Raw genomic sequence first — 19,241 nt, 5'->3', positions numbered from 1 at the left:
GTGCCCTTCGTTGGTGTTCTGCCCGAGCGCCGGCACCTCTTCCGGCCGCAGCCGCGCCGCGAGGTGGCGGTGTCGGACGCCGCCGCCTGGCGGCTGAATCCCGCGCATCGCCATGTCTACGACAAGCTGCGCCTGGCCCTGGATGCGGGCCTGACCGCCGCGCCCTGCGGGGTCGCGCCCACGGACCTGGGGCTGGACGCGGCGGACACGGTGTTCGTGAAGCCGATCACCAACCTCGCCGGCATGGGGCTGGATGCGCGTGCCCTGCCCGCTGGCGAGGTGCCGGCCGAGCCCGGCAGCTTCTGGTGCCAGCGCCTGGAGGGCGCCCACACCAGCACCGACTGCCTGGTGGAGAACGGCGAGGTGCGCTGGTTCGCCCACACCCGCGGCTCGGACGAGAAGGACGCCGCACGTCCGATCTACTGGGAGATCGGCGCCGCCGTGCCCGAGGTTGAGCCGTGGATCGCCGACTGGGTGCGGCGCAACCTGACCGGATACAGCGGCATCTGCAACATCGAGCTGATTGGCGGGCGACCGATCGAGGCCCACCTGCGCGGCTCCAACGGCTTCTTTGACTTCTACGGCCCGGCCTTCATCCCGGCCTGGGTGGCGCTGGCAGACGGCGAACCGTTCACCCCGCCCCCGCCGATCCCCGGCGGCTTCGTCATCTCGGTATTCGACGAGATCGAACTGCGGGACGTCGACTTCCGAGCCGCCGAGGCAGCCGGCGTGAATCTGCAGCCGGACCCGTCCACCCCGGGCCGCGCCGCCATCCTGCGCTGCCAGGATCGGGACGCCGGCTTCGCCCTCTACCAGCACCTGACCGGCCACACGCTGTAGCGTCGGCAGCCCGCGCCCGGCCTGGCCGGGGCAACCTGTCCGCCCCCATACCCCCCATCAGCACGCGGGCAACCCAAGGGGTGACAGCCCTGCAGCGGGCATCTAGGGAAATGCGGATTAATGTGCACGCACGCGTTGGCACCCCAGGTTTTCCGAGACAAGGCACGTCGCGTAGCGGGTAGTGGTTCTACCCGTAAGCGGCGCAACGCAGGATCGGGGAACCTGGGGTGCCAACCCCGCAAACCATTGAAAGCAGGGGCTCGGCCGCTTTTGAGCGCGCACGGCGTTGCGGCTCCTTTGTGCGGAATGACTGCACGGCAGTCACCGCGCCTTGTTCGCACGCAAAAGCGACTCGAGCGCGTGCGTGCACATTAATCCGCATTTCCCTAGATTAGGGGCACACCCGATCAAGGGTGTTGGCAATGTTTCCAGGGAGGGAAACGATGAAGAAGACCCGCCGCAATTCGGCCCGCCCGGGCCTTGCCTCGTGTACGCGATCGCACCGCCTTTGCGCTTCGACCATCGGGGCCGCAACGCTCGGATGGTTGCTCTTGCTGGGGCTGATGGCCCCGGCTGAGGCCGATGAACCACCCGAGATCCTGACCATCCTGAGTCAATTCGTCGCCGCCGGTACGGCCGCCATGCGCTGCACGGAAGTCGAAGAGGATCAGATGATCGCGTTTCTGGCTAATCAGCAGATGGTCTACCTGCGCTCCGTCATGGCGCTGGAGGACCAGCACCCCGAAGCCACCCAAGAGCAGATCGCGGCGACCCTGCTTCGCGGCCAGGAAGACATCCAGGCCCAGGTGAAGCGGCGCATCGACCAACACGGCTGTGACGATCCGAATGCCCGGGCACTGGTCGATCTGTTCGCGATGCAGGCGGAATGGAACCCGGGCAGCTCACCCCGGAGCGACACCGAGTAGGGCCCGACGGGTTCGCGCTCACACACTGCCACAAGGGACGTGCGGATGTGGATGCTGGCTGGATTGGTCACGATGATCGGAATGGCGGTCATTGGCTACCGACACAGGATGGAGGACCGCTGGAAATTGCAGGCCCTGACATTCAACAACCCGTACACCGGAACACCAATGGGCAACCCGCCCGAGGATGCCCTTTACAGCGAGCAGGAAACCGGAAGCCGTCGCGCCCCTTTGCAACGCATCGGCTTCGACCAGGCCCCCGATATCGAGCTTCGCGTCAAGGCTCGACGCTGGTGGGACTACCCTTTTACGGCCATTGGCCTCTCCGTGGCCTGCCGCACCGGAAACCGAGCGTTCGACCGGGCCTTTTACCTGGTCACGGACCAGCAAAGCCTCTGCCGCGCCCTCACGGGTTGCGCCACGACACAGGCACGAATGCTGCGCCTCCTCGAACAATGCGAAGAGCAGGATGTTCGGTTCCGCCAGCTCCGGGTTCGGCGCGAACGGATCTGGGTGGAGGTCAAATCGCCGAGGCGGCGCAAGAAACCAAGACCGATCGTGCTCGCCCGGGCATTCGTCCCGGGCTTGCGCGAGATCGCCGAGGCACTGGAGGCGGAGGTTCCCGCCGCGGTACGCGGCCGCAGGGAGCCATTTGCATGGAAGGCGGCGCTGTTCGCGGGTGCCAGTACGGCCCTGCTGATGGGCGGGACGGCGCTGCTGGCCCCCATCATGTTTTCGCCCCTGCCTGCACCTGCCAGCCTGGCGGGCCTGCTGCCGCTTGCGCTCACCCTCGCGGCCGTCGTGGTCGGCTCGTTGATGGTGCTGAGCATCGTACTGGTCGGCCGCACGTCACGAACGCATCTGGTCCTGCTCGAACTGGCCCTGGCGGGTTATCTGGGTGCCCTGATGACCAGCTACGGCCTGCTGCGCGAAGTGAACATGGCGTTCGACCAGGCGGCACCCGCCCAATACGTGGTGGAGGTGCAGGAAAAGACCACCATGAGGAGCAGCCGGGGAGGCACTCGCCGTTACCTGCGCGTGGATGGATGGGACGGCCCCCAACGGGGATACGGGGTAACGGTCGGAGGTGCGCTCTACCGAGAGGTACGCGAGGGTGACCGGCTGCTCCTGGAAGAGTACCCAGGGCGTCTCGGGGCACCCTGGATCCAGATGCACACCGCGCTTCCGGATGCCTCGGTCACGCCACAAGGCAGGGAGTAACGATCCATGTTCACACTGGCCTTGTTTACGTGGATTCTGCTTTTTCTTTTCGTTTACGCGGCCCTATTCGCCCTGATCATCCTCGGAGCCCGTGCCCGTGCACGCCTGGGTACACGGGTGTTCTACGCGGCTCTGGCCCTGCTTGCCCCTTTCCCGGTGTTCTTCCTGGCCGTATGGGGCATGCCCGACGGGACACCTCCACAGCTCGAACGGATGCTGGTGTTCGGCCTCCCGCTGCTGATGCCGTACGCGGTCCGCGCCCTGTTCGTATTCCGGGCGCCCATTCGTAACGCCCTGAGCGCATCCAGAGGTAAGCCATGAGAATCCTGAAACTGGGCCTGAAGGCCGCCATGCTCGTGTTACTGGCCGTATCCAGCGTCATTTTCTTCTGGTTCCTGGCCTGGTTGTTCTGGCTGGGCAGCGGCTATTTCTCTACGGCGTGGGGACTCGGCTCGGTCTTCGACGATGCCTCGCACCTGGCGCGGGACCGGGGAATCCACGAAGAAGACTTCACCCGCGCCCGGATCATCTTTGAAGCCAGAAGCCTGTTTGCCGCAATCGCCGGGCTGTGGGGCTGGATCGCCCTCTACGCAGGCGCCTGCCTGATGAACCGGCCATTGCGCAAGGTGCCGCTGACCATCAAGGCCGGGCTGGTAGCGGGCCTCCCGGCCGCCATCGTCATACCGTCCACCGGCATGAGCCTCGCGATGTACCCCATCTCCACCGCCCTGCTGCTGTTCACCATCTGGTGGCTGAACCCTCTGGACACCCCCAAATCGAGACCCGCAGGGGACTCGGCACCGGTGTCGCCCGGAGATCGATCATGAAGGACTCAACCTTGCTGACCTGCGGGTCGGCAATGCGCACCGCCACTGGATGAAACAGACCCCGACCTCGATGCCGACTTCGCCTTGTACCGACGGCTAATCGGCTGATCGCTGTAACCCCTGAATTACGACCTATCACCGCCGGCAGCCCGGGCGGGACAGGCACAGCGTCGTGATCTGCTTGCGGCTGCACCGGCAACAGTCGCCAGCTGCGCTGGGCGGCGGTATGTTGGCGACATGGAGATCGACCCCGTCATCCGCGAGTGGCTGCGCCTGGCCGGGCAGGCGCCCTCTTCGCACAACACCCAGCCCTGGCGGTTCCGCGTGGATCGCGCAGGGGTCGAGGTCTGGACCGATCCGGCGCGCTCGCTGCCCGTGAACGACCCGACCGGGCGCGAGCGCATCATCAGCTGTGGCTGCGCGGTGCTGAACCTGCGCATGGCCGCCGCCGCGGACGGCCAAGGCCTGAACGTACGCCCGGAACAGGCGGGCAGCGGCCCGTTCGTGCGCCTGCTGACCGGGCACCACAGCGGGCCGGACCGGCAGGAGCTGGCACCCCTGCGGGAGTGGATCGGCGCGCGCCATTCCTGGCGCGGCCGTTTTCGGCCGGACCAACCCTCCGCGGACATCATCGCCACCCTCGTACAGGCCGCCCGCCAGGAAGGGGCCTGGCTGCGTCCGATCACGGACCCGGAATGCCGCGGGGAAGTCGCCGAGCGGGTCCGGGCGGCGACGGCGGCGCAGTGGAAGAACCCCGCCTGGCGCCGCGAGCTGGCGCACTGGATGCGCGCGCCCTCCCATGGCGACGGGCTGCCAGTCGGGCGCCTGAGCGGTGGTCTGACCCGCTGGAGCGTGCGCCACCTGGTATCCGCCCGAGTAATGGCCCGGGACGAGGCCCGCGCGGCCCGGGCCGCACCGGTACTGCTGGCACTGGGCACCGGGATCGAGGGCCCGATGCAGTGGCTGACGGCCGGGCAGGCCCTGCAGCGCGTACTGCTTGAGGCCACGCGGCACGGGCTCTGCGCCCGTTATCTGAATCAGCCGATCCAGCAGACAGAATGGCGCCCCAAACTGGCCGAACTGCTGGGCGGGGGCCAGCCACAACTGCTGTTCGCGCTCGGCCGCCCGGACGGCACGCCCCACCCCACGCCGCGACGCCCGCTGGACGAGATGCTGAAACGCTGAGGGCAGCGCCCGCCCGCGCCCATTTGAAACGACACGCGGCAGGGGCATGAATGGCGTGCGCTACACTGAACCCCCGTTCACCTTTCGTCCGACGCCATTACTCGTGATGCTGCTCACCCTGCTCATTATGTTCGCCCTGCTGGGCCTTGGCCTGGCGCTGATGCTCTGGCATGCACGGCAGGTGTTTGCGGTGGAACTGCGCGATGGTGCGGCCCGCGTGCGGCGCGGCAAACCGCCGACCGCTTTCCTGCGCGGCTGCGAGGAGGTCGCGCGCCAGTTCCGGCTGCAGCGCGGCCGGATCACCGCCGTGCGCACCGACGCCGGCGTGCAGCTGCGTTTCTCCCGCGATCTCCCAAAGAAGACACACCAGGCCTTTCGCAACGTCTGGACACCCCCGCCGGGCGGCGGCGGTGGCGGTGGCGGCGGCATGCGCGCGACGGGATAACACCACCACGGCCTCGACCATCGCCCTGGTAGGCGGCGCCCCCGTAGGCGAGCGCCACATCGAATGGAATTTCGTCTCCAGCCGCCGCGAGCGCATCGAACAGGCCAAGCAGGACTGGCAGGACGGCCGCTTCCCGAAGGTCCCGGGCGACGAGCACGAGTTCATCCCGCTGCCCTGACTACCGGGGCCGGTACCCGCGAGAGTTGCGCCACAGGATGCTCTCGATTACGCCGCGCAGGTCAGCGGAACCGGGGCCGACCCGGGCGTCCGGGTCAGATCTCGGTATCCACCTGCGAACCCCGATTGGCCGGATCGGTAGCATCCAGTGTGCCGTCGGGTTGCAGCGTCTCGCCAAACCCGGCAGCCGCGTCAACCGACGCCGGCTGCACGCCCGGCGCAACAGCCGAACCGGCAAAGCTGGCCAGGCCCGCCGCCGGGGCCATCGCGCCCATGGGGGCGCTATCCGTTGTGATCGACGTTGTACTCGACGTGGCCAGCACCTGGATGGCCGGTGCGGACAGGGCGGGCGCCTGTGCCGGGCCCTGGGCATGCGGGGCGTCTGCGGGGTTGGCCCGGGTCTCCTGCCCGCTGGCAGTGCGCGCCTCCTGCGTCGACTGTGCAGCGGCATGGGCAGGGGACTGCCCATTACCCTGACCACCGGGTGTGTTCCCGTATTGGGGGCGATTGAATGCGGCGCTGGCTCCGATTCCGTCAAGCATGGCTCGGCTCCTCGGGTTTCATCCGTCCGGCGCTAGTAGCGGACAGTGTGCACTTCCGGAACGCGAGTCCCGGCTCGGACCGGTGGAAAAGCAGGGACCATGCCAGGCCCTGCCGCTGATCGGCCAGGGCGCCCCATGGCGCGCCGCGTGCGCCATCCGGCCCCGCGTCCGGGTTGCATTGATCGGCAAGCACGATCCGGTCCGCCGGAACCGGGTTGCCGGCATGCTGCCCTGGCGGGGGTGGTGTTCCGGTGGCCCGGGACCGACACTATGGGCACGCGGCAGACGGCCGCGAGGACCGCAAACCGCGTACCGCGCGGCCCGCTTGGGCAAAGGAAGGAGACACCTGCATGCTGCTGGCCCTGCTACTGATGATCGCGCTGCTACTGGCAGCCGGTGCCGTGCTGATCTGGCAGGTCAGCATCATCTTCAGCATCGAGATCGAGGACGGACAGCCGCGGGTCCGCCGTGGCGACCCGCCAAAGTCGTTCCAGCACACGGTACGGGACGTGGTTCGCCGCTACGGCATCCAGCACGGTCGCCTGACCGCCGTGCGCCGCCAGCAGGGGCTGCAACTGCGCGGATCGGCCTCGATACCCCGAGAGGCCAGATCCGAACTGCAGCACGCCCTGCAGCGCATCAAGGTAGGCCGCAAGCGCCGCAAGAAGCGGCGCTGACCGAAGCCGTGCCCGTGGCTTGCGCGCCCGCGCCCGCTCCCACACCCGGGGAGACCGGCCAGCACGCCGGGGCCTGGTTCGTCTACCTGCTGGAATGCGCGGGTGGGCGCATCTACACCGGGGTGACACCGCGCCTGGCCGCCCGCATGGCGGCCCATGGCAGCGGCCGCGGTGCCCGTTTCACCCGGATGCACCGGCCCAGGCAGCTGCTCGCCGCGCGGCCTTTTGCCTCTCGTGGCGAGGCGCTGCGCATGGAGCTGCGCATCAAGCGCTACAGCCCCGCCGCAAAACGGGCCCTCGCCCGCGACTGGGCACACGCCGCCAGCATCTGCCGGCTGCCCTCGGCGACGTGACTACTCCAGCGGCTGCTGGCGCGAGTGCCGGAACTGCTCCTGCACCGAGGCGGAAGGCTTGCCGGTCAGCAGGCTCACCACGACGATGGCCACGGTCGCGAAGATAAAGCCGGGCAGCAACTCGTAGACGTCGAACAGCCCGCCCTCGGCCTGGTTCCAGAGGATCACGGTAACCGCGCCGACCACCATGCCGGCCAGCGCCCCGTTGCGCGTCATCCGCGACCAGTACAGCGCGAGGATGATCACCGGGCCAAAGGCCGCGCCAAAGCCGCCCCAGGCGTAGGCCACCAGGTCCAGCACCCCGGCCTCCGGCGCCATCGCCAGCAGCAGGGCCACCAGCGACACGCCCAGTACGGCGGCACGGCTGATCCACACCAACTCGGTCGCCCCCGCCTCGGTGCGCAGGATGCCGCGGTAGAAGTCGTTGGTGATCGCACTGGCGGAGACGATCAGCTGCGAGTCGATGGTGCTCATGATCGCGGCGAGGATCGCCGCCATCAGGATGCCCGCCACCCACGGGTTGAACAGCGCGCGGATCAGCTCAATCAGCACGGTCTCGCCGTCCGCCAGCGGCGCGTCGGCAAAGTAGGCGATCCCCATGTAGCCCGTGGCCACCGCGCCAATCAGGGCCAGGACCATCCAGGTCATGCCGATCAGCGTGGCGCGCGGCACGTCGCGCTCGGAGCGCAGCGCCATGAAGCGCGCCAGGATATGCGGCTGGCCGAAATAGCCCAGCCCCCAGGCCAGCAGCGAGATCATGCCGAGGAAGGTCATGCCCTGCAGCACCTGCACATGCGTCGGATCCACGGCGGCGACCTCGCTCTGCACACTGCCCCAGCCACCGACCAGCACCACCGCGAACATCGGCACCACCAGGAGCGTCAGGAACATCAGGATGCCCTGCAGGAAGTCGGTCCAGCTGACCGCCAGGAAGCCACCCAGGAAGGTGTAGCTGATGATCACGATGGCGCCGACCCACACGGCGGTCTCGTAATCCATGCCGAACGAGCTCTGGAACAGCAGACCGCCCCCGACCAGCCCGGCCGAGATATACAGGGTGAAGAACACCAGGATCACGATCGCGGAGACCACGCGCAGGATACGCGTGCGGTCCTCGAAGCGGTTCTCGAGGAAGTCCGGGATGGTCAGGGAGTCCTTCGCCAGCGCGGTGAAGCGGCGCAGGCGCCCGGCCACGAACAGCCAGTTCAGCAGCGCCCCGACCACCAGCCCGACCCCGATCCACAACTCGGACAGGCCGGACACGTAGACCGCACCGGGCAGCCCCAGCAGCAGCCACCCGCTCATGTCCGAGGCCCCGGCACTCAGTGCGGCCACCCCCGGTCCCAGGCGGCGCCCGCCGAGCACATAGTCCGACAGCGTGGTGGTCGTGCGGTAGGCCGCAATCCCGAGGATCAACATCGCCGCCAGATAGGCGGCAAAGGTCACCAGGGTGGGCATCGGCATGTTGATCTCCATGGAGCGTCTCCTCGTATCAGGCCGATGGCCCTTGTTGTTGTGGTACTCGGTCGCGTCTCGATCAAGTGTAGAGGACGCCGTGCCGCCCGGCGGCCTCGCGTCGTCAGTGCGGCGTGATCCTCACGCTCTGCTCAGTCGGCCGCCGCCAGCAGGCTGGCGTTGCCGCCGGCGGCCGTCGTATCGATGCACAGGTGGCGCTCCACCACAAAGCGTTCGGGCGCGATCAGGGCGGTTTCCAGCGCAACGATCGGCCCGTCCCGCTGTGCCAGCGCCTGACGCAGCGCTCGGGTCCAGTCGCTCACGCCGGCTGCGGCCACCGCGACCAGCCCCTCCAGCGCGGCCAGTGCGTCCGGTTCCAGCGCGCCGTCGATCCCGACCAGCGGCACGCCCTTCCCGTGCAGCGCGCGCGCCGCGCGCTCGGCCCCCGGCGCCAGCATGATCACCGGGCAGCCCGCCCCCAGCGCCTGCACCGCCTGCGCCAGCGCGATCTCCGCACCCTGGCCCAGGCAGAGCACCGGACCGCGCGGATACAGGCGCAGACGATTGCTCTCGCCGGTCGGACCCGGCAGCGTCTGCGGACTGGTGTCGAAGGCCGCGGTCTCCGCCAGGGCCTTGCGTAGCAGACCCGTGCGCTCGGGCAGCGCCTCGCGCAGCAGGTGCATGCGGTCGGTGCGCTTGGCCCAATCGCTCCCGTCCAGGGCATCCAGGGCCTGCTGCAGGCGCTGCGGGGCCACCCATTCCTCCTGCGCGCCCGCCTCCGGCGGGTCCGGCCGCTCCGCGGCAATGGACGTGCGACGGGCAAAGCGCGTCAGGTACAGCGGCCCGCCCGCCTTCGGCCCGGTGCCGGAGAGCCCCTCGCCGCCGAACGGCTGCGAGCCGACGATGGCGCCGATCTGGTTGCGATTGACGTACTGGTTGCCCACACGCAGGCGTTCCACCACCTGCTGCACGCGGTCGTCGATGCGGGTATGCAGACCGAAGGTCAGGCCATAGCCGCGGGCGTTGATGGCATCCACCACCGCATCCAGCTCGCGGGCCCGAAAGCGCGCCACGTGCAGCACCGGCCCGAACACTTCGCGCTCCAGCTCGCCGATCCCGGACAACCGGACGATGGACGGTGCGACAAAGCGACCGTTCTCCGGCACCAGCAGGGACTTCAGCAGCCGCCCCTGCTCCTCCTGCGTCCGCAGGTAGTCGCGGATATCCGCCTGCGCCTCGGCATCGATCACCGGCGAGACGTCTGTCGCCAGCTGCCAGGGATCGCCGATGCTCAGCGCGTCCATCGCGCCCTGCAGCATCTCCAGCAGGCGGTCGTAGGCCTCGTCCTGCACGTAGAGCATGCGCAGTGCCGAGCAACGCTGCCCGGCGGACTGGAAGGCGGAGGCCAGGATGTCGCGCACCGCCTGCTCGGTCAGCGCGGAGCTATCCACGATCATCGCGTTCAACCCGCCGGTCTCCGCGATCAGGACCGCACCCGGCCCGGCGTTGTCCGCCAGGCTGCGGTGAATCCGCTGCGCGACCTCGGTGGAACCGGTAAAGCAGACCCCGGCAATGCGCGGGTCGGCGGTCAGCGGCCCGCCCACCGTCGGGCCATCGCCCGGCAGCAGCTGCAGGGCCGACTGCGGGAGACCGGCGGCGCGCATCAGCTCCACCGCGCGGGCGGCGATCAGCGGGGTCTGCTCGGCCGGTTTGGCAACCACGGTATTGCCCATGGCCAGGGCCGCGGCGACCTGCCCGGTGAAGATCGCCAGGGGGAAATTCCAGGGACTGATGCAGACGAACACGCCGCGTGGCTCCAGCTCCGCCTCCTGCCCCAGGCGTTCGGCCTCGCCCGCGTAGTAGCGCAGGAAATCGACCGCCTCGCGCACCTCGGCAATGCCGTCCCAGACGGTCTTGCCGGCCTCGCGGTTGGCCAGTGCGATCAGTTCCGGGGCATGTTCCTCGTAGCAGTCCGCGATCGCCCGCAGCAGATCGGCGCGCGCCGTCACCGGGTGCGCCGACCAGTCGACGAACCCGGACAGGGCCGTCCCCAGCGCCTGTTCGACCTCCGCCGCCGTGGCCTCGCGGACCTCGCCGACCACGGCACCGGGATCGGAGGGGGAGACCGCAACGCGCGGCGCGCCCTGCGCCGCGTGACCTTCCACCAGCATGGGTGCGGCCTGCCACTGCGTCTGCGCGAACGCCTCGCGCGCGGCCAGCAGCGGCAGGATGGAGGCCGGCTCGTTGACGCGGTACCCGCGCGAGTTCTGTCGCTGTGGCCGGTAGAGATCGACCGGGTCACGGATGGCCGGGTTGGCCACGGCGTCGCCCAGCGCGTCCAGGTCGGCGATGGGATCGCGCGCGATCTCCGCGGGCGGGATGCTGCTGTCCACCACCTGGTTGACGAACGAGCTGTTGGCGCCATTCTCCAGCAGGCGCCGCACCAGATAGGCCAGCAGGTCGCGGTGCGCCCCCACCGGCGCGTAGATGCGGCAGCGGGTGCCGGCCGTCGCCTTGACGATCGCGTGCACCGATTCCCCCATGCCGTGCAGGCGCTGGAATTCGAAGCCGTCACGGGCGTCGCCGGCCATCGCCAGCACCGCCGCGCAGGTGTGCGCATTGTGGGTAGCAAACTGCGGGTAGATGCGGTCGCGCCGGTCCAGCAGCATCTGCGCACAGGCGATGTAGCTGACATCCGTGTTGACCTTGCGGGTGAAGACCGGGAAGCGTTCCACGCCCAGCTCCTGGGCCTGCTTGATCTCGGTATCCCAGTAGGCGCCCTTGACCAGACGCACCATGATGCGCCGGTCCAGCCGCTGCGCCAGCGCATACAGCGCCTCGATCACCGGGGCCGCGCGGCGGCCGTAGGCCTGTACGACCACGCCAAAGCCGTCCCAGCCCTTCAGCTCCGGGTCCGCCAGCAGGGCCTCGATCACGTCCAGCGACAGGTCCAGACGGTCCTGCTCCTCGGCGTCGATATTGAACCCGATGCCGGCGCGCGCGGCCTGACGCGCCAGCTCCTGCGCCCGCGGCACCAGCTCCGCCATGACCGTCGCGCGCTGGGTGTACTCGTAGCGCGGGTGCAGCGCGGAGAGCTTGACCGAGATGCCGGGGCTGGAGCGCACGTCGCCTTGCGCCTGGTTCGCGATCTCGGCGATCGCCGTGGCATAGGCCTGGTGATAGCGGCGGGCATCGGCATCGGTGCGCGCGGCCTCGCCCAGCATGTCGTAGGAATAGGTGTAGCCCTCGCGTTCCCTCTCGCGGGCATTGCGCATGCCCTGGGCGATGGTCTCGCCAAGCACGAACTGGCGACCGAGCAGCTTCATCGACTGCGCGACGGCCGTGCGCACCAGCGGCTCGCCGACACGCCGGATCAGGCCGCGCAGGGCGGCGGCCGGGCGCTGCGGATCGTCGTTCAGCACCTTGCCGGTCAGCATCAGCGCCCAGGTCGAGGTATTCACCAGCGGGGACGACGAGTGCCCGAGGTGGGCTGCCCAGTCGGAGGGCTCGATCTTGTCCTGGATCAGTTCGTCGATGGTCTCGGCATCCGGCACCCGCAGCAGCGCCTCCGCCAGGCACATCAGGCCGACCCCCTCCTCGGTGGACAGGCCGTACTCGGCCAGGAAGCTCTCCATCATCGACGGCGTGGTCTCGGCGCGTACCCGCTCGACGATGCGCGCGGCCTCCGCCGCGATGCGGGCGCGGGCCTCGGCATCCATCCGGATGCCGCCGCGCAACTCCCGCAGTACGGCCGCCTCGTCGGCCGTGTAGGCCTCACGGATGCGGGCGCGGTGGGGATCGGACGCCGGGTCGCGTGTCGGGTGCGGGCGGGTGTGGGGCTGCGTCATCGGCCTGCTCCTGCGGTGCCGGGGTTGGCTCGACCGGGCGCCGCCCTCTGACTGGAAGCATAGACGGGCGCGTCCGGGGTCCTCGGGGCCCCAGGGTCAAAGATGCCCCGTCTTCACGTAGATCAGGGTCTCCTGTTCCACCCAGGGATTGTGCTGGCTCAGGTGCGGGCTGCGAATCCACGTGCCGGCGGGGTAACGCCCGTGCTCGTCGATGAATTCACCGGACAGCACCAAGATCTCCTCCCCGCCCCAGTGCCGATGGGGCTGGAAATGTTCGCCGGTCGGCCAGTGCACCAGGGCGGTGTGCTCGGTCCCGAAGCTGTGCAAATGCAGGACCCGCAACCCGCCGATGCCCGGCTGGAAGGGCGCCGAACGGGTATCCACCACCACCTTGTCGCGGTCCTCCGGGGCGAACTGCTCAAGCTTCACGAACAATGTGCAGCCGGGGTCCGAATGCGGCGCGTGGCGGGAACCGGGCGGGTTGCGCAGGTAGGTCCCGGCGGGATAGTCCCCGGCCTCGTCGGAGAACACGCCGTCCAGAACCAGGATCTCTTCGCCCAGTGCATGGGTGTGCGGCGGGAAGCGGGCACCCGGCTGGAACTGGACAATGCTGGTCGCACGGCCCGCTTCCGCCAGCTCGCGTTCCAGCGGCTTGCGCACCACGCCTTCGGCGCGGCTGCCGCTCCACGACATGGCGGCCGTCTCCACCACCACCGGCTGCTGCAGATCCAGATTCAGGGCTTCCATCGCGCGCTCCGTTCACCTCCCCAGTCGAACACGCGACCCGCTGTTAGTTCCTGGACAGGCAGAGCAGGCCCTCAGTGGTGGTGCCCTTCGCGCCCCGGATGATGACCATGATGGTCGTGATGGCCGCCCCCGGAATGCGCCCCTGGCGAGCCACCGGACTCGCCCTGATAGCCACGGGCCTCTCGATAGCGCGCCTTCTGCTCCGCGTCGAGCAGCGCGTCCATCTCCAGGTGGTAGGACAGATGCACGTGGCGCAGGCGGCCACGCAGCTCGCCGATCTCGACGGTCAGCGACTCGATGGTCGCGCTGCTGATCTCGCCTTCCGCGAAGCGCGCATCCAGCTCCCGCTCCCGCTCCACGATGCGCCGGCCGAGATCACGCGCCTGCTCCCGCATCGCCGCGAACAGGCGCTCGGTCTCGCGCCGCTGCTCGGGCGTCAGCTCCAGCGAGTCGGCCACCTCCAGCACATGCATCGGCCCCGGATAGCCATGCAGTTCGGCCGGCAGCGCCATGCCCATACCCCGCCCTTCCAGCAAATCCTCGGTCTCCTGCGCGGAGAGTGCCTTGATCTCGCGTGCCTGCAATTCGGAGTACGGATTGGCCGCAGCCGGCGCCGCAACGGCCAGAGCAAGCCCCACAACCAGCCCCCCGGAAAAGCGGAACATACGATGCATGATGGAACCCTCGACGGTGAAAAGTTTTCGCATTGTAGATCACGGGCGATCTCGGGGCGCGGGATCACTACGGGACGTCTAGACTCCAGAGCGGCACCCAGAACAACCAAAACAGAAAGGACGCGACATGCTGATTATCGGACTGATTGTGGTCGTTGCCGCGCTGGTGTTCGCCACGGCCAAACTGCGCGTGCACCCGTTCCTGGCCCTGCTGATCGCCGCCTTTGTGATGGCGATCATCGGCGGCATCGCCCCGCGCGAGGCCATCAGCGTCATCAACGACGGCTTCGGCAGCACCCTGGGCTATATCGGCATCGTGATCGCGCTGGGCACGATCATCGGGGTGATCCTCGACCGCACCGGTGCGGCCGTGGTGATGGCGGAGGCAATCATCCGCACGCTGTCCGACCGCTTCCCCACCCTGACGGTATCGATCATCGGCTACATCGTGTCCATCCCGGTGTTCTGCGACTCGGGCTACGTGATCCTGAACTCGCTGAAGAACGCCCTGGCCAAGACTGCCGGCATCTCGGTGGTCGCCATGAGTGTCGCGCTGGCCACCGGCCTGTTCGCCACCCACAACTTCGTGCCGCCCACCCCCGGGCCGATCGCGGCCGCCAGCAATGTCGGCATCGCCGATGCGCTGGGCCTGGTGATCCTGGTCGGCCTGTTCGTGTCCGCGGTGGCGGCCGCCGTCGGCTGGCTGTGGGCCAGCCGCTACGCGAAGGCCAACGACGACGAGCTGCTGGAACCGGACCCGATCAGCGAAGCGACTGGCCAGGAGATCGAGAAGGAAGAGATCAAGCTGGAGCATCGCCCGACGACCCTGGGCGCCTTCATGCCCATCCTGGCGCCGATCGTACTGATCTCCATCGGCTCGGTGGCCGCGCTGGCCACCCGCGATAGCGACCCCGGCATGCTCGCCGCGGCCCTGATCTTCCTTGGCACCCCGGTGGTGGCGCTGGCGATCGGCGTGATCTTCGCGCTGCTGCTGATCAAGGGGGCCGGCATCAAGGACCGCTTCCACCAGATGACGGTGGACGCGATCCTGCTGGCCGCGCCGATCATCCTGATCACCGGCGCGGGCGGCGCCTTCGGCAACGTGCTGCGCGAGACCCCGATCGGCGATCAGCTGGGCGACCTGCTGAGCGGCCTGGGCCTGGGCCTGCTGGTGCCGTTCCTGATAGCGGCTGCTCTGAAATCCGCACAGGGCTCGTCCACCGTGGCACTGGTCACCGCGTCCAGCATGATCGCGCCGATGTTGGCCTCGCTGGGCCTGGATTCCACCATGGGCATGGTCCTGGCGGTGATGGCCGTGGGTGCCGGCGCGATGACCGTCTCGCACGCGAATGACAGCTTCTTCTGGGTGGTCACCCAGTTCAGCCGCATGAAGGTGTCCACCGCGTACAAGGCGTTCACCACCGCCACGCTGCTGCAGGGCATCAGCGCAATGATCACCATCTACATCCTGGGGCTGATCTTTGTCTAGGGGGACGCTGACCAATCGGCACGCTCGCGTTGGTGCCCCCTGTTTCCCGAGACAAGGCGCGTCGTGCAGCAGTTAATGGTCCTACCCGCAAGCGGCGCAACGCAGGATCGGGGAACAGGGGGCACCAACCCCGAAGGGGCTCGGCCGATTCTGCGCGCTGACGGCGTTGCAGCTCGCTCATGTAGCTCGGCTACACTTCACTCACCGCGCCTTGTCAGCGCGCAGAGTCGACTCGAGCGCGAACGTGCCGATTAGTCAGCGTCCCCCTGGTCATTTCCGGGTGGTGGTGTGCCCGGACAGCTACAAGGGAAGCCTCGAAGCCGAGGACGTGGCGGCCGCCATGGCCCGGGGCGTGCACGCGACCCGCCCGGATGCCCGGATACGCGCCCTGCCCATGGCCGACGGTGGCGAGGGCACGGCCCGTCTGGTCAGCCATACCCTCGGCTGGGCCTGGCACCTGTCCGACGTGACCAGCCCCACCGGCACCCACCTGAGTGCCGGCTGGGGCTGCGATCATCGCGAGCGGCGCGCGGTGATCGATGTCGCCTCCGCCTGCGGCCTGGACCGGATCCCCGATGATCGCCAAGACCCCTGGCAGCTCCACAGCTTCGGGGTCGGCGAGTTGATGCTGGCCGCCCTGGACGCGGGCGCCGAACACCTGCTGATCGGTCTCGGCGGCAGCGGCACGGTGGACGGCGGCGCGGGCATGCTGGCCGCGCTGGGCGTGCGTTTCCTCGATGCGCAAGGGCAGCGCCTGCCGCCCCACCCCGCGGGCCTCGCGGATCTACAACGGGTGGACTTCGACACACTGGACCCGCGCCTGGCCCGCGTCGACATCACCGTCCTGAACGACGTCGACAACCCGCTGACCGGGCCGCATGGCGCGGCGGCCGTGTTCGGACCGCAAAAGGGCCTGAAGACCGCAGACATCCCGGCCATGGATGCCCACATGGAGCGCCTGGCCGCCGCCATCGAGGCCGCGGGGCAGTTGCAGCGGCCCGTCGACACCCCGGGGGCGGGCGCCGCCGGCGGGCTCGGCTTCGCGCTGGACTGCGTTCTCGGCGGCCGCGCCCGCATGGGGGCCGGCTATCTGGCCGAGCTGATCGGACTGGATGCCGCGCTGCGGGAGGCCGACCTGGTCATCACCGGCGAGGGCCAGCTCGACGGCCAGACCTCGCACGGCAAGGTCGTCGCCGAGGTGGTACGTCGCGCCCGCGAGCATCAGGTGCCGGTCGTGGCGGTGGCCGGCTCCATCGCCTGCGACGCGGCCGAGCTGGCGGCCGTTGGCCTGAGCGATGCCCGCGCCCTGTGCGATGGCAGCATCACCCTGGACGAGGCTCTGGCCCACCCCGCGCGCTACATCGCCGAGCGTACCCGCACTCTGGTCGAGGCCCGTCACCCGACAGATTCACCATCCGCACCGGACTGAACATCATCCCACTGAACGCGCTCGTACGTGATGACGTTGAGCTGAGAGGCCGGGCGCCTGGCGTCAGACGGCGACGTCGGCCAGGTGGCCCTTGCCTTCCAGCCAGGCGCGGCGTTCGGAGGCGCGCTTCTTGCCGAGCAGCATGTCCATCAGTTGCTGGGTGTCGTCGGCGGCGTCCAGGGTGAGCTGTACCAGGCGCCGGGTGTCCGGGTTCATGGTGGTCTCGCGCAGCTGTAGGGGGTTCATCTCGCCCAGGCCCTTGAAGCGGGTCACGGAGACCTTGCCCTTCATCTTCTCCGCCTCGATGCGTTCCAGCACGCCGGCCTTCTCGTCGTCGTCCAGCGCGTAAAAGGTCTGCTTGCCGACGTCCACGCGATAAAGCGGCGGCATCGCGATGTAGATATGCCCCCGCTCCACCAGCGGGCGGAAGTGCCTCAGGAACAGCGCGCACAGGAGGGTGGCGATGTGCGCGCCGTCGGAGTCGGCGTCGGCCAGGATGCAGACCTTGCCGTAGCGCAGCCCGTCGAGGCTGGTCTGCCCCGGATCCACGCCCAGGGCCACGGAGATGTCATGGATCTCCTGGGAACCCAGCACCTGGTCGGGATCGACCTCCCAGGCATTCAGGATCTTGCCACGCAGCGGCATGATCGCCTGAAAGTCGCGGTCACGCGCCTGCTTGGCGGAGCCGCCGGCCGAGTCGCCCTCGACCAGGAACAGCTCGGTGCGCTCCAGGTCCTGGCTGGCGCAGTCGGCCAGCTTGCCCGGCAGGGTCGGCCCCTGAGTGACCTTCTTGCGCACCACCTTGCGCCCGGCACGGCTGCGCTTCTGCGCGTTCTGGATCGCCAGATCGGCAATGCGCTCGCCCTGCTGCGGGTGCTGGTTCAGCCACAGGCTGAAGGCATCCTTGACCACGCCGGAGACAAACGGCGCGGCCTGGCGCGAGGACAGGCGTTCCTTGGTCTGCCCGGCAAACTGCGGGTCCTGAATCTTGAACGACAGCACGCTGGAGACCCGCTCCCAGACATCCTCCGGCGCCAGCTTGATCCCGCGCGGCAGCAGGCTGCGGAACTCGCAGAACTCGCGCACGGCATCCGTCAGACCGGTGCGCAGGCCGTTCACGTGCGTGCCACCCTGAGTCGTCGGGATCAGGTTCACGTAGCTCTCGCTGACCACCTCGCCGCCCTCCGGCAGCCAGGTGACCGCCCAGTCGGCAGCCTCGGTGGCCCCGGAGACCGAGCCCATGAATGGCTCCTCCGGCACACGATCGAGGCCATCCAGGGCCTCCACCAGATAGTCGCGCAGCCCCGCCTGATAGCACCACTCGCAGGCCTCGCCGGTGGTCTCGTCGCGGAACGTGACCGTCAGGCCCGGGCACAGCACGGCCTTGGCGCGCAGGATGTGCTTGAGCTTTGGCACCGAGAACTTCGCCGAATCGAAGTACTGCGGGTCCGGCCAGAAATGCAGTGTGGTGCCGGTATTGCGCTTGCCGACCTCCCCCACCGCCTCCAGGTCCTGGGTCTTGTGGCCGCCGGCGAAGGCCATACGGTACTCGCGCCCGTCGCGCTTGATCTGCACCTCGAGCTGCTGTGACAGCGCATTGACCACCGAGACGCCCACCCCGTGCAGACCCCCGGAGAACTGGTAGTTCTTGTCGGAAAACTTCCCGCCCGCATGCAGCGTGGAGAGGATCACCTCGACCCCCGGGCGGTTCTCGCGCGGGTGCAGATCCACCGGCATGCCGCGGCCGTCATCCGACACGGAGACCGAGTCGTCCTTGTGCAGGACCACGTCGATCCGCTTCGCGTGGCCGCTGATCGCCTCGTCCACCGAGTTGTCGATCACCTCCTGCGCCAGATGGTTCGGGCGGGTGGTGTCGGTGTACATGCCCGGGCGCTTACGCACCGGGTCCAGCCCCTCGAGGACCTCGATATCGGATGCGGAATAGCTCACACAGGAACCCCTTTATTGATCATGCCCTTTGCCGAACCCGGCCTTCTGAACAGGCACCGTCATTGCGAGGAGCGAAGCGACGAAGCAACCTCCCAACGAACCCCCCGGCGTTGGTCCGGGCCAGCGCCGGGACCGTCCACGGAGATCGCCACGCGCCTGCGGCGCTCGCGATGACGGTGCCTTTACCTCGTCCTTGCGAGGAACCAAAGGCGACGAAGGAACCCCTCAACGCAAGCCCCGACGTCCGCGCCTGCCGGCGCCGGGGCCACACGCATGGATCGCCACAGCGCTGCGCGCCCCGCGATGACGAGGGTGGCGGGTTTCGTTACCGGCGTGTCCCCTCGTCCCGGACTGTGCGCAGCGTACCAAAGCCCGCGGGGGAAAGGCTGCTTGCAATCCCGGGGCCGATCCCAACAATGCAGGACAGATTCCGTATCCCCGTCTTCACAGGAGGTT

The 19,241-nt window shown here is 68.7% G+C and carries 17 protein-coding genes and 1 pseudogene; 12 read left to right on the top strand and 6 right to left on the bottom strand.

All coding sequences use genetic code 11. The features are described 5' to 3' along the window. The 8 genes and pseudogenes from D106_RS0108365 to D106_RS0108330 all read left to right on the top strand — a co-directional run. A complete protein-coding gene (locus D106_RS0108365; RefSeq protein WP_018879774.1) occupies positions 1–840 on the top strand; it encodes a hypothetical protein in 840 nt (279 codons plus the stop codon). 443 nt (positions 841–1,283) lie between these two features. Then, a complete protein-coding gene (locus tag D106_RS14270; RefSeq protein ID WP_038035519.1) occupies positions 1,284–1,766 on the top strand; it encodes a hypothetical protein in 483 nt (160 codons plus the stop codon). Between the two features lie 45 nt (positions 1,767–1,811). Then, a complete protein-coding gene (locus D106_RS0108355; protein WP_018879773.1) occupies positions 1,812–2,987 on the top strand; it encodes a hypothetical protein in 1,176 nt (391 codons plus the stop codon). Positions 2,988–2,993: 6 nt separating this feature from the next. Beyond that, entirely contained in the window at positions 2,994–3,308 is a 315-nt protein-coding gene (locus D106_RS0108350) for a hypothetical protein (RefSeq protein ID WP_018865738.1), read from the top strand. Then, positions 3,305–3,814 (top strand): hypothetical protein, encoded by a 510-nt coding sequence (locus D106_RS0108345; RefSeq protein WP_018865737.1) that lies wholly within the window; start codon positions 3,305–3,307, stop codon positions 3,812–3,814. The genes D106_RS0108350 and D106_RS0108345 overlap by 4 nt, the downstream gene beginning before the upstream one ends. 237 nt (positions 3,815–4,051) lie before the next feature. Beyond that, positions 4,052–4,999 (top strand): nitroreductase family protein, encoded by a 948-nt coding sequence (locus D106_RS0108340; protein WP_018865736.1) that lies wholly within the window; start codon positions 4,052–4,054, stop codon positions 4,997–4,999. Positions 5,000–5,105: 106 nt separating this feature from the next. Then, positions 5,106–5,444, top strand: a complete 339-nt coding sequence (locus tag D106_RS0108335) for a DUF3634 family protein (RefSeq protein WP_038032830.1) — start codon at positions 5,106–5,108, stop codon at positions 5,442–5,444. Positions 5,445–5,448: 4 nt separating this feature from the next. Further along, a pseudogene (locus D106_RS0108330) lies at positions 5,449–5,622 on the top strand (pirin-like C-terminal cupin domain-containing protein); the annotation flags it as partial. A 94-nt stretch (positions 5,623–5,716) separates the two neighbouring features. Here D106_RS0108330 and D106_RS15270 read toward each other — a convergent pair. Further along, the gene (locus D106_RS15270) at positions 5,717–6,163 is read right to left on the bottom strand and encodes a hypothetical protein (protein ID WP_231366539.1); all 447 of its coding nucleotides are present in this window, start codon (positions 6,161–6,163) and stop codon (positions 5,717–5,719) included. A gap of 350 nt (positions 6,164–6,513) precedes the next feature. Between D106_RS15270 and D106_RS0108320 the strand changes: the two genes are divergently transcribed. Together D106_RS0108320 and D106_RS0108315 are read left to right on the top strand one after the other, a co-directional pair. Beyond that, the gene (locus tag D106_RS0108320; RefSeq protein ID WP_018865732.1) at positions 6,514–6,840 is read left to right on the top strand and encodes a DUF3634 family protein; all 327 of its coding nucleotides are present in this window, start codon (positions 6,514–6,516) and stop codon (positions 6,838–6,840) included. A gap of 14 nt (positions 6,841–6,854) precedes the next feature. Continuing rightward, complete coding sequence (locus D106_RS0108315; protein ID WP_018878065.1) at positions 6,855–7,193, top strand: GIY-YIG nuclease family protein; 339 nt, start codon at positions 6,855–6,857, stop codon at positions 7,191–7,193. On the opposite strand, the gene putP is transcribed toward D106_RS0108315, so the two are convergent. From putP to D106_RS0108295, 4 genes are all read right to left on the bottom strand, one after another. Then, positions 7,194–8,669: a sodium/proline symporter PutP gene (gene putP, locus D106_RS0108310; RefSeq protein ID WP_018879772.1), complete on the bottom strand. Its 1,476-nt coding sequence runs from the start codon at positions 8,667–8,669 to the stop codon at positions 7,194–7,196. 131 nt (positions 8,670–8,800) lie between these two features. Then, entirely contained in the window at positions 8,801–12,496 is a 3,696-nt protein-coding gene (gene putA / locus D106_RS0108305; RefSeq protein WP_018879771.1) for a bifunctional proline dehydrogenase/L-glutamate gamma-semialdehyde dehydrogenase PutA, read from the bottom strand. Between the two features lie 96 nt (positions 12,497–12,592). Further along, positions 12,593–13,243: a cupin domain-containing protein gene (locus tag D106_RS0108300; RefSeq protein WP_018865728.1), complete on the bottom strand. Its 651-nt coding sequence runs from the start codon at positions 13,241–13,243 to the stop codon at positions 12,593–12,595. Positions 13,244–13,314: 71 nt separating this feature from the next. Further along, a complete protein-coding gene (locus D106_RS0108295) occupies positions 13,315–13,950 on the bottom strand; it encodes a Spy/CpxP family protein refolding chaperone (RefSeq protein ID WP_018865727.1) in 636 nt (211 codons plus the stop codon). 94 nt (positions 13,951–14,044) lie between these two features. On the opposite strand from D106_RS0108295, the gene D106_RS0108290 reads away from it, so the two are divergent. After that, positions 14,045–15,406, top strand: a complete 1,362-nt coding sequence (locus tag D106_RS0108290; RefSeq protein WP_018865726.1) for a GntP family permease — start codon at positions 14,045–14,047, stop codon at positions 15,404–15,406. Positions 15,407–15,686: 280 nt separating this feature from the next. Continuing rightward, a complete protein-coding gene (locus D106_RS0108285) occupies positions 15,687–16,835 on the top strand; it encodes a glycerate kinase (RefSeq protein WP_018879770.1) in 1,149 nt (382 codons plus the stop codon). A 63-nt stretch (positions 16,836–16,898) separates the two neighbouring features. Here the strand turns inward: D106_RS0108285 and parE are convergent, their stop codons facing one another. Beyond that, complete coding sequence (gene parE / locus D106_RS0108280; RefSeq protein WP_018879769.1) at positions 16,899–18,785, bottom strand: DNA topoisomerase IV subunit B; 1,887 nt, start codon at positions 18,783–18,785, stop codon at positions 16,899–16,901. Positions 18,786–19,241 lie beyond the last annotated feature (456 nt).

The sequence above is a fragment of the Thioalkalivibrio sp. ALE9 genome (genome assembly GCF_000377445.1).
In the GTDB taxonomy this organism is placed as follows: Bacteria; Pseudomonadota; Gammaproteobacteria; order Ectothiorhodospirales; family Ectothiorhodospiraceae; genus Thioalkalivibrio.
This window is presented reverse-complemented; position numbering and strand designations above follow the sequence as displayed.

Coding starts and splice junctions, on each gene's coding strand:
- D106_RS14270 (WP_038035519.1), top strand. CDS start 1,284: ATGAAGAAGACCCGCCGCAATTCGGCCCGCCCGGGCCTTGCCTCGTGT.
- D106_RS0108355 (WP_018879773.1), top strand. CDS start 1,812: ATGTGGATGCTGGCTGGATTGGTCACGATGATCGGAATGGCGGTCATT.
- D106_RS0108350 (WP_018865738.1), top strand. CDS start 2,994: ATGTTCACACTGGCCTTGTTTACGTGGATTCTGCTTTTTCTTTTCGTT.
- D106_RS0108345 (WP_018865737.1), top strand. CDS start 3,305: ATGAGAATCCTGAAACTGGGCCTGAAGGCCGCCATGCTCGTGTTACTG.
- D106_RS0108340 (WP_018865736.1), top strand. CDS start 4,052: ATGGAGATCGACCCCGTCATCCGCGAGTGGCTGCGCCTGGCCGGGCAG.
- D106_RS0108335 (WP_038032830.1), top strand. CDS start 5,106: ATGCTGCTCACCCTGCTCATTATGTTCGCCCTGCTGGGCCTTGGCCTG.
- D106_RS15270 (WP_231366539.1), bottom strand. CDS start 6,163: ATGCTTGACGGAATCGGAGCCAGCGCCGCATTCAATCGCCCCCAATAC.
- D106_RS0108320 (WP_018865732.1), top strand. CDS start 6,514: ATGCTGCTGGCCCTGCTACTGATGATCGCGCTGCTACTGGCAGCCGGT.
- putP (WP_018879772.1), bottom strand. CDS start 8,669: ATGGAGATCAACATGCCGATGCCCACCCTGGTGACCTTTGCCGCCTAT.
- putA (WP_018879771.1), bottom strand. CDS start 12,496: ATGACGCAGCCCCACACCCGCCCGCACCCGACACGCGACCCGGCGTCC.
- D106_RS0108300 (WP_018865728.1), bottom strand. CDS start 13,243: ATGGAAGCCCTGAATCTGGATCTGCAGCAGCCGGTGGTGGTGGAGACG.
- D106_RS0108295 (WP_018865727.1), bottom strand. CDS start 13,950: ATGCGAAAACTTTTCACCGTCGAGGGTTCCATCATGCATCGTATGTTC.
- D106_RS0108290 (WP_018865726.1), top strand. CDS start 14,045: ATGCTGATTATCGGACTGATTGTGGTCGTTGCCGCGCTGGTGTTCGCC.